The following is a 16,686-nucleotide window of genomic DNA, read 5'->3' on the forward strand; positions in this document are numbered from 1 at the left end:
ATAATAAAGGATGGGAATAGTTTTAAATCAGTCTTTAAAAAACACAATAATAACCTATATCGGTTTTGGTATTGGTGCAATCAATACAATATATTTATATCCTTTTTTTCTTGGTGCAACTTATTATGCGCTAACTAATTATATTCTATCTGCGGCTAGTATTGTTATGCCATTATTTGCTTTTGGAATGCAGAATTCTTTGGTGAAGTTCTACTCCCAATGTAAGACAGAGCAGGAAGAGTCGCAGTTTTTATCTTTTACAGTTTTATTACCTCTTTTATTATCAATTCCTTTATTTTTAATTGGGCTCTACTTTTTTGATGATATTTCGGCATATTTGTCTAAGAAAAATCCAATAGTAAAGGATTATTTGTGGTTGATTCCGTTTACGGGATTGTGTATGGCTTACTTCGAAATATTCTATGCTTGGGCTAGAGTGCATATGCATTCTGTTTTTGGTAATTTTATTAAAGAAGTTGCTTTGCGTAGCCTCTCTCTACTGGCTTTGGTTGGTGTGTATTTTAAATGGATTACAGTTATTGAATTTGTTTATGTAACTGCAGGTATTTATTTCTTGGCGTTTACTGTAACGATGTTTTACGCTTTTCATTTAAAGAAGCCAGAATTTCAATTCTCTATTCCTCATAATGCAAAAGATATTATGGTCTATACTTTTTTTATTATTTTATCAGGAAGTGTTGCTACTTTACTTCTAGACATTGATAAAATAATGCTAAACCAATATATCAAAATTGAGAATATAGCTTATTATTCTGTAGCTACATATATTGCCTTAGTTATCTCGGTACCAAGTCGTGCAATGCATCAAATTGTTTACCCCATAACAGCAAAATTAATGCATGATAACAAGTATGGCGAGTTAAATGATTTATATAAGAAAACCTCTATCAATTTACAAGTAGTGGGAGGTTTCGTGATGCTATGTATTTTTGTTAATATCAGTCAATTATATGAAATGGTTCCAAAGGAATATGGGGGAGGAATTTTAGTTGTTTTTATGATAGGTTTGTCAAAGTATTTTGATTTGATTTTAGGGAATAATAATGCGATAATTTTCAATACAAAATACTATCGAGCGGTATTGTTTTTGGGTGTGGTTTTAGTTTTTTTGACGGTAGGATTGAACATGATTTTTATTCCAATTTTCGGGATTTTAGGTTCTGCCTTTGCCACTTTATTGTCAATAACATTGTATAGCTTGGCTAAATTAATGTTTGTTGTAAAGAGGTTACAATTGTATCCTTTTTCAAAACAAACATTATATTCCATGGCATTAACATTTGTGTTGTTTTTGATGTTTTATTTTTGGCAATTTCCCCTTAGCCCAATTATTGCCATAGGACTAAAGTCAATTCTGGTAACTATTTCATATGTTTATCTTAATTATAAATTTATGATTTCTATAGAAATAAATCAGGTTATTGACACTGTTTTAAAAAGGCTAAAAATTAAATTATAGTTGTGCTCTCACTCTACTAGCGAGACACTTTAAACATAAAAAACTGCCTTTAGGAAGGTTTATTCGTATCTTTTCTGGAAATAAACGAAGAAACTACCTCAAACAAAATTGAGGTAGTTTCTTCGTTTTATAGAAAATCAATTGCTATTTTTTTGAATCTAGTTTTTGTAAATTGTAATGGTGTGAATTATATAAAGTAATAAAAATATAGTGTAACAACTTATTTTGACTTAACAAATATATTTGCAATAGCTATATTTTTAATCAAATTTATAGTCGCGGAAAGATTTATCAAATATCACTAAAAGTGGGTATTGTGTGGAACAGATCATCTGCTTAATTTTATAAAATATTCTTGAATTAAATTAATCAAGATAAAAAGATAAAAAGGATGAAAATTACCAATGAAGAGAACCTACTCAAATTTACAAAAGCCTTAAAGGATAAAATGAGCAAAGGATTTGAAATAGAGGAAAGAAATGATAAATTGCCTTTTGCGGTTTTATCCAAAAAGGGGAAAAAAGTAAATCATGATTTTAATTTAGTGTTGTCTTGCATTACACTGGGCGTATGGTCTTTCGCATGGATTTATCAGTGCTGCGTTTCTTCAAAAGAGGAAAGGGTTTTGATTGCAATTGATGAAGATGGAAATACTTTTGAAGATAAGTGTTATAATTAATTCACCCAATTACATTTTATACAGGCTTAAAAATGTTTGTATATAATCAATAAAAACGGCTCATTTACCTGCGTAAATGAGCCGTTTTTTATCCAGTTTAGTCAGATAGATTTTTTTTAAATTTTGTCTTTTAAGTATTTTCCGGTAACGGATTCTTTTATTTTAACAATCTGTTCAGGAGTTCCCACTGCCAAAAGTTTCCCTCCATTTTCGCCACCTTCGGGGCCCAAATCAATAATCCAGTCGGCACATTTTATCAAATCAAGGTTATGCTCTATGACAAGTATAGATTGTCCTTTTTCTATTAGGGCGTTAAAGGAAGCCAAGAGCTTTTTGATGTCATGAAAATGTAGTCCCGTGGTAGGTTCGTCAAATACAAAGAGTGCTTTGTCTTTTGTAGCTCCTTTTACAAGAAAAGAAGCTAGTTTTATTCTTTGCGCTTCTCCTCCAGATAAAGTGGAAGAAGATTGGCCTAGTTGTACATATCCCAGTCCCACATCTTGTAGCGGTTTTAGTTTCTGTGTTATTTTATGTTGGTGATTTATTTCAAAGAAAGCCACAGCATCATCAATAGTCATTGTTAGAATATCATGTATATTTTTGCCAGCAAATGCTACTTCAAGCACTTCTTTTTTGAATCGTTTTCCATGACAAGTTTCGCATGGTAATTGAACATCTGCCATAAAAACCATTTCTACATTTATAGAACCTTCACCTTTACAGCTTTCGCAACGGCCTCCATCCACATTAAAAGAAAAATGCTTGGGCTGATAACCTCTAATTTTGGATAGTTTTTCTTTGGCAAATAAATCTCTGATATCATCATAAGCCTTTATATAGGTTACGGGATTAGAACGGGAACTTCTACCTATTGGGTTTTGATCCACATATTCGATGTGTTTTATTTGGGAAAATGAACCGCTGATTTCAGTAAACTGCCCTGCTTTTTCACCTACATTATCGAGTTTTTTTTGCATTGCCGGAAACAAAATTTTCTTAACTAACGTACTTTTACCACTTCCAGACACACCAGTAATAACCGTTAGTACGTCTAGAGGAAAGAGGACATCGATATTTTGTAAGTTGTTTTCTCTCGCCCCTTTTATCTCTATGAAATTTTTGAAAGCACGTCGTTTTTTTGGAACTGATATTTCAAGGTCACCATTTAAATATTTAGCGGTAAGGGAGGTTGATTTAAGGATTTCCTCAAATGTACCTTGGGCCACTAACTCTCCACCAAAAGATCCCGCTTCAGGCCCAATATCAATAATCATATCGGCAGCCTTCATGATGTCTTCATCGTGTTCCACCACAATTACGGTGTTGCCTAAATCACGTAAAGATAGCAGTACTTTAATCAATCGCTCTGTATCTTTTGGATGCAAGCCAATACTAGGTTCATCTAATATATACATAGAACCCACCAAGCTGCTTCCAAGCGAGGTAGCCAAGTTGATGCGTTGTGACTCACCACCAGAAAGGGTAGAAGAGTTCCTGTTTAAAGTCAGGTAGTCTAAACCTACTTCAGTCAAGAAAGATAATCTGTTATTGATTTCTAGTAATAAGCGTCGGGCAATTTGCTTTTCGTAAACATCTAGCTCTAGAGCTTCAAAAAACGTCACCAAGTGTTTGATTGGTAAATCTACTAAATCAGATACGGTTTTTGAGTTGATCTTTACATATGAAGCCTCAATGCGCAAACGCTTTCCTTTACAGGAATAGCATTTGGTTTTACCACGGTAGCGGGAAAGCATTACGCGATTTTGTATTTTATAATTTTTTTCTTCTAGTTCTTTGAAAAATTCATTTAGACCTTGAAAATATTTATTTCCTGTCCATAGTAACTCTTTCTGGTCCTCATTCAGTTGATAAAAAGGTTTGTGGATAGGGAAATCAAATTTGTACGCATTATTGACTAATTCGTCTCTAAACCAACTCATACTTTCCCCACGCCATGGGAAAAGGGCATTTTCATATATAGACAAGGTGGTGTTAGGGACAACCAGCTCGGCGTCAATTCCTATAATATTTCCGTACCCTTCACAAATCGGGCAGGCACCATAGGGGTTGTTGAAACTGAATAGATGAACGTTTGGCTCTAGAAAAGTGATCCCGTCCAACTCAAAATTATTAGAGTATGAAAATCTTTTTTCCGAATTCAATTCCTGCAAGTGGCAGATTCCCTTTCCTTCATAAAAGGCAGTCTGTACAGCATCTGCTAGACGGTTGAAAAAATCCTCTTCCTCCTTGACTACAATTCGGTCAATGATGAGGAAAATATCTTTATTTTCGAGGGGATGTTCGTCGATTTCGTTTAACCGTATCATTTGATTATTAACTAGAATTCGAGCAAACCCTTGCTGTAATAATACTTTTAGTTTATCTTCTAGTTTTCTTCCCTCTTCTAAGTGGACTGGGGCGAGGAGAAGCCATTTGCTGTCAATTTCAAAACCTTTCACATCTGTGACAACATCGGTAACCGTATTTTTTTTCACTTCTTGTCCAGAAACGGGTGAAAATGTCCTCCCAATTCGTGCAAACAATAATTTCATGTAATCGTAAATCTCAGTAGAAGTTCCTACTGTTGATCGGGCATTGGTGGTGTTTACTTTTTGCTCAATGGCAATAGCGGGCGCAATCCCTTTAATGTACTCTACCTTTGGCTTGTCTAATCGTCCAAGGAATTGTCTCGCATAAGAGGATAAGCTTTCTACATAACGGCGCTGTCCTTCGGCATACAAGGTGTCGAATGCTAAACTGGATTTTCCTGAACCAGAAAGTCCAGTAATTACAACCAGTTTGTTTCTAGGAATCACAACGTCTACACTCTTTAAATTGTGTACTTCTGCTCCTTTAATTATGATGTTTTTCTTTGGATCTATCTTGGAAAAGTCAACTTGCATAAAAATTTTATATTTCTACAAAAGTAATGAATTTTCATCGGAGAAATGGGGTAGAACAAGTCACAAATTTATGTTCTTAAAAAACGGTGGAATTAGAAAAGCCTTATACAATCTTGAGTTTTACCGGTGTTGAGTTAAAATATTTTCTTTTAATAAAGATATTGTCTTTTAATTTTTAGTTTTACGATAAATTAATATCAGGTCCCGGATGAAAACCAAATTCCTTATAGCATTCTTTTTAATATGTTCTTGTGTTTTTTCACAGGTGTTACCTCCAATTGTAAAGTATGCTCCCATAACGTATGGAGCAGGAAATCAAAACTGGATGATTTCTCAAGATAATAATCAATTTGTTTTTTTTGCCAATAACGAAGGTCTATTGGAATTCAACGGTTCAAATTGGCAATTGTATCCTTCCCCAAATGAAACTATCATTCGTTCTGTAAAAGTTATAGGAGATAAAATTTTTACGGGTAGTTATATGGAATTTGGTTTTTGGAAACGACAAGCAAACGGAATGCTTAAATACCAATCGCTTAGCAAATCCATAAAAAACAAAATTCTTGACGATGAACAATTTTGGAATATTTTAAATTACGATCAATGGGTAGTTTTTCAATCCTTGAGTAGGATTTATATTTATGATACAAAGTCAGGAAATTTTAAAATTATAGCACCTAATAATGATGTTATTAAGTCTTTTAGAACATTAAATGCTATTTATTTTCAAATAAATAATGAAGGCTTATTTGAAATAGAAGCAGGCAAGAGCCGATTAATTTCGAATAATCCAATTTTGAAGGCTAATAGAATTGTCAATGTGTTTTCCATTGACGAGGGACTTTTGATCTCAACCCAGAAGAACGGGTTTTATAAATTAGTAGGGACAGTACTCTCCAAGCTTCACATGGAAATTGATCCTGCACTAACTGAAGGAAGTATTTATAGTTGCGAATTACTTTCTGATGGGGATTTAGCTATTGGAACTGTATCAAATGGAGTTTTTATTGTATCGAAAGAAGGGGTAGTTAGATATCATATTTCGCAAAGTAAAGGGTTGAGTAATAATACTGCTTTGTCATTATTTGAGGATGCCGAAAAAAACCTTTGGGTAGGTCTGGATAATGGGATTAACTGCATTAATTTACAATCTAATATTCAAAGCTATGTAGATGATACAGGCGCTTTAGGGACAGTTTATAGTTCAAAGCTGCATAAAGGTAAATTATATGTTGGTACTAATCATGGATTGTTTTACAAGACCTATAAAAGCAATGAAGAGTTTCAGTTTGTTAATGGTACCAAAGGACAAGTTTGGTCCTTGTTTTCGTACGATGGAACGCTGTTTTGTGGGCATGATGTGGGAACATTTGTAGTTGAAAATGGAAATGTTCGAAGCATTTTTTCTAAATCGGGTACTTGGAAGTTTGAGGGAGTTCCTGGACAAAAACAGCTTTTATTACAAGGGAATTATTATGGGGTTTCAATATTAGAAAAAGTTAACGGCCAGTGGCGCTTCAGAAATAAATTAGAAGGATTTGACTATTCTTCTAAATATTTTGAATTAACCGATGCTTTTGAAATTTATGTAAGTCACGAATACAAAGGAGTTTTTAGATTAGTAAGTGATGCTAAACTGCTTAAAATTAAAAAATATACGACTTATAAGCAACCCAAAAAGGGAAAGAATGCGAGTTTGATAAAATTCAACAATTCGATCTATTATGCGTACAAGGAAGGTGTTTTTAAATTGAACAATAAAACCAAGCAATTCAGCAAGGATACATTGTTGAGTTCTGTTTTTGAGAAAGATGAGTATACTTCAGGTAAAATGATTGTGGATAATACCAGAAAATTATGGTTATTTTCTAAAAACTACATCAATTATTATTCATTTACGAAGTTGAGTGATGAGCTTAAGCAAAATAGTATTCCGATTCCTGCTTCCTTAACGAATTCTATGTTGGGATATGAAAATATTTCTCAATTGTCAAATTCCGATTATTTTTTTGGAACTACTGATGGGTATTATACCATGAATATTAATGATTTGGCATTAAAAAACTATAAAGTTTCATTTTCAAGTATTTCAACCAATATATTAGACGAACCAGCACATAATAATATTCTACAGGAAGAGGGTCTTTTTAATTATAAAGAAAATAATATTAATTTTAATTATACAGTTCCAGAATATAATAAATATATTAATCCAGAATACCAATATATTTTAGAGGGATTTCAGGACAATTGGAGTGAATGGAGTTCAAAACCAACTATAAATTTTAAGAATTTACCTTCTGGGGATTACGTATTTAAATTAAAGGCCAAATTTGCCAATTCTTCGTTGGGAAACACTGCGAGCTACTCATTCACAATTCGAGAGCCTTGGTATAGCTCTAATATAGCCTTGTTCTTTTATTTAATAATTGGTGTTGTCTTGGCACGATTTATCCATAAAGCGTACAAGAGTTATTACAAAAAGAAGGAAGATAAGTTAATTGAGGAAAACAATCTTTTGCTTGAGATTAAAGAATTGGAGAACGAGCAGCAAATGATGAGAGTAAGGAACGAACAGTTATTGGGTGATGTCGATTTGAAAAGCAGGGAGCTCGCTGCCTCTACAATGAATTTGCATAATAAAAATGAATTGCTAGCCATTATTAAGGAAGACTTAAAAAAAACGAATAAGGATGATAATAGGGGGGTTAAATCCGTTATATCTATAATTAACAATAACATTACTGAAAAAGACTCATGGAATGTTTTTAAAGAGGCATTTGAGAATACCGATAAAGAATTTTTGAAAAAGATAAAAACAGCACATCCATCTTTAACGCCAAGTGACTTGAGACTTTGCGCTTACCTTAGATTAAACCTTTCTTCTAAAGAAGTAGCTCCTTTATTAAATATTTCAGTACGGAGTCTAGAAATAAAAAGATATCGTTTGCGTAAAAAAATGGATTTATCGCATGAACAAGGTCTTGTTGAGTATATATTGGCGATATAGTCCCAGACTTATTTTAGGAGAGACCTATACATTACCACAACATTAACGTTATTGTTGTGGTTTTTTTTGTTTTAAGTTTTTTTTAAGAAAGTTTTTAGAATAGCTCTGCCCTTATTTTTATTGTGTTATTAATATATAATTAGTCTTTTTTTTGCATTGTATGTTTTTTGTAAAGGTTGTTTTTGAATATTTAACAGTGCGACCGTTGTAGTTTTATAATTCACAAAAAACATAAATTATGAAGTCAAACTATCTATTAATTTTATTTCTTTTTATCTCCACTTTAGGATTTTCCCAAGGTTATGATATAGGTGGAATTGTAAAAGAGAAGGGAACTGGTTTACCTATCCCGGGAGTAAATATTCAAATTAGGAATACTGCAAAAGGAGTTGCAAGTGATCTTGATGGAGGCTTTATTTTAAAAGGAATTCCTGCTGGTTCAAGTGTTGTCTTCTCTTACATTGGCTATAAAAATTTTGAATATAAAGTCAACAGTTCTAATGTAAAACTCTCCATTGCTTTAGAAGAAGACGCAAAGAGCTTGAACGAAGTAGTTGTGATAGGTTACGGAAGTCAGAAAAAAAGAGAAGTTACCGGAGCGGTTTCGGTTATTGATAGTAAAGCACTTGAAATTTTAAAACCTGTAAAAATTGAACAAGCATTACAGGGAACTGTTTCAGGGGTTAATGTTACGTCTCAATCAGGTTCGCCGGGTGCTGCTTTAGATATTCGTATTAGAGGTATAGCGACAAATGGGACTAATGGACCAACGACAATTATTGACGGTTACGTAGGAGAATTAGGATTGCTAAATCCAAATGACATTGAGTCCATTACGGTTTTAAAAGATGCTCAGGCTGCTATCTATGGAACGATTGGTGCCAATGGAGTAATTTTGATAACTACCAAATCAGGGAAGAAAAATTCTAAATCAAAAATTGTTTATAATACGTACACTGGATTTCAGGAAACTTCAAACAAGTTAAACTTATTAAATGCTACTGAATATGCTTTATTGTTAAACGAAAGTTATGCTAATGGTGGAAAAACACTTCCTTATACTAACGTAACTGGTTTGGGTAAAGGTACTAACTGGCAAAATGAAGTTTTTGATGGTGGTGTTCCTATTATTAATCATGATTTATCTATATCTGGTGGATCAGACAAAGTTACTTATGCGGTAAGTGGGTCACATTTAGATCAAGAAGGTATTATTGGAGGAAATAAATCTGGATTTTTAAGGAATACTGCGAGAGTATCTTTAACTGCTGATGTGTCAGAAAAGTTAAAGCTTAAAACGAATGTTATTTACACCTATTTTAATAGAAAAACTTTAAATGAGAATGGATTAGGTTCTGTTTTATTCAATGCTTTAAATACACCAGCAACTTTAAGTCCATATGATGCTAACGGAGAGTATACTTTAGTGCCAAGCACAGCTGGTTTAGGAACAGAAATTATTAATCCATTAGCACAAATTGAAAACACATACAACGATTATAATTTCAAAAAGTTAAATGGGAATTTTGGTTTAGAATATAAATTATTTGATGGTTTTGTTTTGTCTAGTTCAATGGGTTTTAATACTTCAAACAGTAAGTCTAGAGATTTTGCAAAACAAATAAGCTACGGAGGAAAAGTTTTTGATGTTACTAGGAGTACTGTGAATCAAGGTGCCGTGAATGATAATAATTATTCGTTTGATGTTTTTGGAACGTACACAAAGACCGTTGCAAATGATCATAATTTTGTTGCTACAGTGGGTAACACCATTTTTAAGGAATGGGGTAATGGTTTGTACGCAACTGGTTTTGATGTTCCTAACAATTCATGGGATTATGCAGATATCAGTTTGACGACTGGGATATCTGATGCAAAGTCAAATAGTTCGTATTCTTATGATGAAAGAAGGCTATCTTATTTTGGAAGATTGCAATATGACTTTAAAGGGAAATATCTTTTTTCAGCAATGTTAAGACGCGATGCTTCGACAAAATTTGGTCCTGGGAACAAAGTAGGATATTTTCCTTCTTTTACTACAGGTTGGATAATTTCGGATGAAGGTTTTTATGGCGAAAAACTAGTTAATTTCATGAAATTGAGAGCTAGTTATGGAACTTTAGGAAATGATCAAATACCTAATAATGGTTATATTTCTCAACTTGGAGGGGAAGCGACTTATGTTTTTGATGGTACTTTAGTTAATGGTACTGCAACTGGGCAAATTCCTAATCCAGATTTAAAATGGGAGGAGGCTCGTAAATTTGATATTGGATTAGATTTAAAGTTATTCGATAGCAAAGTTTCGATTGTTACTGATTATTTTTCTGACACGAGAAAGGATTTATTAATTCCAAACATCCCGGTTTCGGGAATAACAGGAGTATACGCACCGGGTGCATCTGCACCTACAGTTAATGCAGGAACAGTAAAAAACTCAGGTATTGAGTTTGCAATTGATTACAAAAACAAATTCTCGGAGAATTTCTCTCTTAGTCTTGGTTACAATGTTACGTTTCTTGAAAATAAAGTATTAGAAGTTAATAATGGAACAGGATTTATCGAGGGTGGTTCATTTGGAGTAGGTCAACCAGCACCTTCGAGAATGGAAGTTGGAATGCCAATAGGATATTTCTATGGTTACAAAACAGATGGTGTTTTTCAGAACCAAACAGAAATTAACGCACATCCTTCACAAATTGCTTTAGGAGCTAATGCTGCGCCTGGTGATATTCGCTATGCAGATGTCAATGGAGATGGTGTTATAGATACAAAAGACAGAACAAATTTAGGTAATCCAATACCTAAAGCTACTATGGGTTTTAATCTGCAATTGAGTTATAAAAACTTAGATTTTGCTGTCTATACTTTTGCTTCTGTTGGAAATGATATGGTAAGAAACTATGAAAGAACATTATCAGATGCCAATCGTTTAAATTACGTTTTGGGTAGATGGACTGGTGAAGGAACTAGTTTTTCAACACCAAGAGTGACTACAGGTGCTTCAACAAACAATGTTTTTTCTGATTATTATGTTGAAGATGCTTCTTATTTAAGAATTCAAAACATACAATTAGGATATACCTTAAATTCTACAGTTACTGAAAAAGCCGGAATAACTAAGTTACGACTTTACACTGGAGTAAATAATCTATACACTTTTACAAAGTACAGAGGTTTTGACCCAGGAGCTTCAAATGGTGCGCCTATTGGTGGGGGAATTGATTATGGTTTTTACCCTACGCCAAGAACCTATTTGTTAGGACTAAACATTAATTTTTAATTTATATTAAAATGAAAAAACATATATTTTTTACAATAGTATTTGTAGCAGCAATCTCAACTTTAACTATTTCTTGTAGTGATGAGTTTGTTAATAGAGATGCTGCCTATTCAATCGATTCAGAGAATTATTTTAATTCTAAATCGGATTATGATAACGCGCTTGTGGCTGCGTATGATTTACTTCAATCTTCTTATGTAAACGTTTTATTGGGAGAAATTGCTTCGGATAACACATTAGCCGGTGGTGAAAGTCAATCTGATGTAGTAGGTTTTCAACAAATTGATGATATGATTCATACTCCGGTTAATAGTAATTTGAGAGACATTTGGAACTGGATGTTTGCTGGAGTGAACAGAGCTAATTACATTCTGGAATTCAAAGACAAAACTGAATTTGAAGGAAAAAACCAAATTATAGCAGAAGCTCGTTTTTTAAGAGCCTATTATCATTTTGAATTAGTTAAATGGTTTGGAGGGATTCCATTAAAGGGGGATGTACGTTTTAATGTAGGTGATGAGAAAACAGTTCCTCGTTCTACAGTGAAAGAAGTATATGCCTCTATTGAAGCCGATTTAATTTATGCTTCAGAAAACTTAGCTGCAGTTCCTTCTCAAAAAGGAAGAGTGACAAAAGGCGCTGCTTTAGCTCTTTTAGGAAAGGCTTATTTATATGAAGAAAATTTCACGAAAGCTGCAGCTACTTTTCAAACTTTAATTACTGCCAATAATTATTCACTTGTAAGTGATTATAATTCCATTTTTGAAGCAGAAGGAGAAAATGGAAGCGAATCTGTTTTTGAAGTTCAATATACTGATGTAGAGGGTGCTGGTTTTACTTGTTTGCAATGTAGTGAAGGTAATGTAGCAGTTGGTTTTAGCGGACCTAGAAATTATACGGGGCCATTATTTACTTCTGGTTTTAGTTTCAATATTCCAACTCAAAAAATTGTGAGTGCATTCGAAGGAGGAGATTCAAGAAAAGCAGTTGCGATTTTAGATATGAGTGCTTGGAATACAGAAACAGGAGCCACTTATGGTGAAGGATACGAAAATACAGGATACTTCAATAGAAAATATATTCCGAGAAAAAGAAGTGCAACTGCAGTAGGAGACTTAAACTTAACAAACCCTAGTAATTATAGAGCTATTCGTTATGCTGATGTATTGTTGATGGCAGCTGAGGCATATAATAGAGGCGCAATCGATGATAGTAAAGCAAGATTGTTTTTAAATGAAGTAAGGCGACGTGCTTTTGGAGATACAAATCATGATATTTCAGCTTCTGGAGCGGCATTAACTGATTTTATTTGGGCTGAAAGAAGAGTGGAGTTAGCAGGAGAAGGGCATCGTTTCTTTGACTTAGTGAGAACTAAAAAAGCGGCTCAAGAAATAACTGGATTTACCGCTGGAAAAAATGAATTGTTTCCTATTCCTATCGAGGAAATTCAATTTGCAAATGGAAATTGGTCACAAAACCCTGGATATTAAAAACAAACTAGTATGAAAAATATAAAATTTATTATAGGCCTTATTGTTTTAACAATATTTATCGGTTGTACGGCAGACACTAATGATGTAGATTTAGATTCATTAGACGCTCCAACAAATGTTTCTGCGCTAGCAACCGTATCTCAAGATAATTCAGGAAATGTAACCCTGACACCACGTGGTGAAGGCGCTACTCAATATGAAATTTACTTTGGTGATGGAAGTGCTGAAGGAGCTACTTTGAAGCCAGGAGAAACAGTTTTACATAAATATGCTGAAGGAATTTACCAAGTTAAAATAATAGGTAGTACACTTAATGGTAAGAAAACTGAAGTGAGCCAAGAATTAACAGTTTCATTCAAAGCTCCTGAAAATTTAGTAGTTAATATTTCAAATGACTCATCTATTTCGAAACAAGTAAATGTAACCGCAAATGCAGATTTTGCAATGTTCTTTGAAGTTTATTTTGGAGAACCAGGCAATGATGATCCTGTAGTTGCAAATATTGGAGAAACGGCTTCTTGTGTATACAAACAAGCAGGAAAATATACAATAAGAGTAGTGGCTAAAAGTGCTGCGATTAAAACTACGGAATACACACAGGAGTTTGAGGCGAAGACAATTAATGGTCCTACAGTTGCGGCACCAACACCAGCTAATAATGCAGCTGATGTAATTGCTATTTACAGTAATAAATATACACCTATTGCAATATCCGAATGGAATCCTGGTTGGGGACAAACCACTGTACTAACAGATGTTTTAATTGCAGGAAATAATACTCTTAAATATAGCGCATTAAACTATACGGGTATTGTTACAGATTATGGAAACCCAACGAATCTTTCAGCAATGAAATATGTACACTTTGATTATTGGACGAGTGATGCAAAAACATTGAGTTTAAAATTAGTTAATACTAATGTAGGAAAAGAGGATATTAAAGCTGTTTCCACCATTACTATAGGTGCATGGACAGGAGTTGATATTTTACTTTCAAGTTATAACACCGATTTATCGGCCATTAGCCAAATAATATTTGAATCTTCAGGAGCAACGGTTTATATAGATAACCTTTACTTTTATAAAAACTCTACGCTAGCTTCAGCACCTATTACTGCAGCGCCAACACCTACAGTAGATTCTAAAAATGTAATTTCAATATACAGTAATGCGTATACTCCTTTGGCAATTTCAGAGTGGAATCCAGGTTGGGGGCAAACTACTGTTTTGACAGATCAATTAATAGCGGGGAATAATACACTTAAATATACTAATTTAAATTATACCGGAATTGTAACAAATTATGATAATCCAACAAATCTTTCAGGGATGACTCATGTACATTTTGATTATTGGTCTAATGACGCTAAGAGTTTAAGTTTAAAATTAGTTAACACTAAACTTGGAAAAGAAGATATTAAATCTGTTTCTACCGTAACCTTAGGAGCTTGGACAGGAGTTGATATTTTACTATCAAATTACAATACAGACCTCTCAGCTATAAGTCAAATAATCTTTGAATCTTCAGATGCTACAGTATATATTGATAATTTGTATTTTTATAAAAGTAGTACTTCAGGAGGTGGAGCTTCAGGAGTGGCTCCTTTCTCACCTATTAATTTTGAAAGTGGTGGTTACGGAGCGAATTGGACTTGGGCAGTATTTGAAAATGGTTCAAATGCACTAATAGAATTTGTTTCAAATCCCAATACGAGCGGTATCAATAGTTCTTCAAAAGTAGCTAAAATTACAGCACTAAAAGCGGGACAGCCTTGGGTTGGATGTGAGTCTAAGCATGGTACTGATATAGGTTCATTTAAATTTGATTCAACAAATAAAATCGTTAGAATCATGGTTTACAAAACAGTAATAAGTTATGTAGGAATTAAGTTTGCTGAAGCAAATGGAGATGCACAACCTGAGGTTAAAGTGGCAAATACTAAAATTAATCAATGGGAAGAATTGACATTCGATCTATCGGGAAGTATTGGTAAAGGAGCTACTGGAGTTATAGACCAAATAATTATTTTTCCAGATTTTAATTTGAATGGAAGAGCCCAAGATAATGTTGTTTATTTTGATAATATTACTTTCAGTAGTAACTAAAAATTTAAAAAATTATAAAAATGAAAAAGATAATTATAAATATATTTAGCATTTTTACCTTATTGCTAATGGTAAATTGCCAAGAAGATAATTTTGCTTTTGGTTCTTTAAGTACGCCTACAGGGTTGAAAGTGAGTTATGAAATTAAAGGAAAAACCGTCGATGCTCCAAATGGGGATGGTTCTGGAAAAGTTACATTTAATGTAACGGCAGATAATGCTATTTCTTATAGATTTGTTTTTCCTGATGGAACGACTGAAAATGCACCTAGCGGCAGTTTTACAAAAACTTTTACAAAAACTGGGGTAAATACCTATACCGTTGTTATTTTGGCTTCAGGAAAAGCAGGAGTCACTACGACTACAACGGTAGATGTTGAGGTGCTAAGTAACTTTAAAGATGATGAAGCTATCCAGTTTTTAACTGGCGGTGCGTCAAAAAAATGGTATTGGGCGAAAGATGAAATTGCACATCTAGGAGTGGGGCAAAATACTGCAGAGCAGATTGATGGTAATGGGAATTTAAATTATTATCCAACGTATTATGCTACACAAGCCAACGAAAAATCGACTACTTGTTTATACAATAGTGTAATGACCTTTTCTCTAGTTCAAGGACAAATAAAATTTAATTTAGATAATAAAGGCGAAACCTATTACAACGGAGCTATCAAAGGAGGCGATGACAATTGTTATCCGCTAGACACCAAAGGAGACAAGGTAGTTACCTTAAGTCCATCTGAGTCTTTTGTGACAATGAATCCAGATCATGCTACGCAAACTAGAGGGACTCAGTTGAATTTTTCTAATGATGGATTTATGGGGTATTTTTTCGGAGCTAGTGCGTATGAAATACTTTCTATCACTGAGAATAGAATGGTGGTTAGAGGGGTTATGCCAGGGAATACTTCCTTAGCATGGTATCATATATTTACAACAACTCCGCCGTCTCAAGCTACACCAGTAGCAGATTATACAAAATTGGTTTTTTCTGATGAGTTTAATACAAATGGTGCGCCTGACCCAACAAAATGGGGTTATGATTTAGGTGCAGGTGGTTGGGGTAACTCTGAAGAACAAACGTATACCAATAGTGCTAATAATGTGGTAGTGCAAGATGGAAGTCTGAAAATAACTGCCAAAAAGGAAGGCGCTACTTATACTTCTGCTAGGTTGAAATCTGAAGACAAATTTGAGTTTACGTATGGTAAAGTAGAGATAAAAGCAAAGTTAACAACTGGTGCGGGTACTTGGCCTGCGATTTGGATGTTAGGTCAAGATTATGCAACAAATACTTGGCCAGGTTGTGGAGAAATAGATATCATGGAGTATAAAGGGAGTCAACCAACGACTATTTATGGTACGTTACATTATCCTGGACGTTCTGGTGGTAATGGAAACGGGAATTCAACTTCTATTTCTAACGCAGCATCTGAGTTTCATGTTTACAAAACTATTTGGAGTCCTAGTTCAGTTAAAATTTATGTTGATGATAAACTATTTCATTCTGTAACTAATGACAGTTCTTTACCTTTTAATAAAGATCTCTTTTTAATTTTAAACGTGGCGATGGGAGGAACTTTTGGAGGTGCAATTGATTCCGCTTTTAGTCAATCTTCTATGGAAATTGATTACGTAAGAGTGTATCAATAATCATATTATTGATTGTAATAATATAAGTAAAAGGTAGGTTTTTTTGCCTACCTTTTTATTTTAATAAAAAAAGGAAATAA

At 33.7% G+C, this 16,686-nt stretch carries 8 protein-coding genes; 7 read left to right on the plus strand and 1 reads right to left on the minus strand.

The genetic code is table 11. The annotated features are described in order from the left end of the window. The first annotated feature begins 10 nt into the window (after positions 1–10). Entirely contained in the window at positions 11–1,480 is a 1,470-nt protein-coding gene (locus tag HJ01_RS12250; RefSeq protein WP_007138755.1) for a lipopolysaccharide biosynthesis protein, read from the plus strand. 391 nt (positions 1,481–1,871) lie between these two features. Further along, positions 1,872–2,159: a hypothetical protein gene (locus HJ01_RS12255; protein WP_007138756.1), complete on the plus strand. Its 288-nt coding sequence runs from the start codon at positions 1,872–1,874 to the stop codon at positions 2,157–2,159. A gap of 116 nt (positions 2,160–2,275) precedes the next feature. Here HJ01_RS12255 and uvrA read toward each other — a convergent pair whose 3' ends face one another. After that, the gene (uvrA, locus tag HJ01_RS12260) at positions 2,276–5,062 is read right to left on the minus strand and encodes an excinuclease ABC subunit UvrA (RefSeq protein ID WP_007138757.1); all 2,787 of its coding nucleotides are present in this window, start codon (positions 5,060–5,062) and stop codon (positions 2,276–2,278) included. Positions 5,063–5,270: 208 nt separating this feature from the next. Between uvrA and HJ01_RS12265 the strand changes: the two genes are divergently transcribed. From HJ01_RS12265 to HJ01_RS12290, 5 genes are all read left to right on the plus strand, one after another. Next, entirely contained in the window at positions 5,271–8,072 is a 2,802-nt protein-coding gene (locus tag HJ01_RS12265) for a triple tyrosine motif-containing protein (protein WP_040473938.1), read from the plus strand. Positions 8,073–8,310: 238 nt separating this feature from the next. After that, entirely contained in the window at positions 8,311–11,355 is a 3,045-nt protein-coding gene (locus HJ01_RS12270; RefSeq protein WP_007138759.1) for a SusC/RagA family TonB-linked outer membrane protein, read from the plus strand. An 11-nt stretch (positions 11,356–11,366) separates the two neighbouring features. Further along, positions 11,367–12,845: a RagB/SusD family nutrient uptake outer membrane protein gene (locus tag HJ01_RS12275; RefSeq protein ID WP_007138760.1), complete on the plus strand. Its 1,479-nt coding sequence runs from the start codon at positions 11,367–11,369 to the stop codon at positions 12,843–12,845. Between the two features lie 12 nt (positions 12,846–12,857). Beyond that, positions 12,858–14,954: a hypothetical protein gene (locus HJ01_RS17175; protein ID WP_007138761.1), complete on the plus strand. Its 2,097-nt coding sequence runs from the start codon at positions 12,858–12,860 to the stop codon at positions 14,952–14,954. A gap of 20 nt (positions 14,955–14,974) precedes the next feature. Further along, complete coding sequence (locus tag HJ01_RS12290) at positions 14,975–16,606, plus strand: family 16 glycosylhydrolase (protein ID WP_007138762.1); 1,632 nt, start codon at positions 14,975–14,977, stop codon at positions 16,604–16,606. The last annotated feature ends 80 nt before the right edge of the window (positions 16,607–16,686 follow it).

This window comes from Flavobacterium frigoris PS1 (genome assembly GCF_000252125.1).
Lineage (GTDB): Bacteria > Bacteroidota > Bacteroidia > Flavobacteriales > Flavobacteriaceae > Flavobacterium > Flavobacterium frigoris_A.